Here is a 406-nt window from a genome sequence, read left to right as displayed (position 1 = left end):
TACACACCGCCCGTCACACCATGGGAGTGGGTTGCACCAGAAGTAGCTAGTCTAACCTTCGGGGGGACGGTTACCACGGTGTGATTCATGACTGGGGTGAAGTCGTAACAAGGTAGCCGTAGGGGAACCTGCGGCTGGATCACCTCCTTAATCGACGACATCAGCTGCTCCATAAGTTCCCACACGAATTGCTTGATTCATTGAAGAAGACGATTAAAAGCAGCTCGAAATTGGGTCTGTAGCTCAGTTGGTTAGAGCGCACCCCTGATAAGGGTGAGGTCGGCAGTTCGAATCTGCCCAGACCCACCAATTTTGCTTGTGTGGGAAACGCCTGTAGAAATATGGGGCCATAGCTCAGCTGGGAGAGCGCCTGCCTTGCACGCAGGAGGTCAACGGTTCGATCCCG

General features: G+C 53.9%; 1 tRNA gene and 1 rRNA gene. Both read left to right on the top strand.

The window, feature by feature from the left end:
- Positions 1-150 (top strand): 16S ribosomal RNA (locus BK665_RS32950); the annotation flags it as partial.
- Between the two features lie 82 nt (positions 151-232).
- Positions 233-309 (top strand) — tRNA-Ile (locus BK665_RS32945).
- Positions 310-406 lie beyond the last annotated feature (97 nt).

The organism is Pseudomonas frederiksbergensis (genome assembly GCF_003732665.1).
Taxonomy (GTDB): domain Bacteria; phylum Pseudomonadota; class Gammaproteobacteria; order Pseudomonadales; family Pseudomonadaceae; genus Aquipseudomonas; species Aquipseudomonas frederiksbergensis_G.
This window is presented reverse-complemented; position numbering and strand designations above follow the sequence as displayed.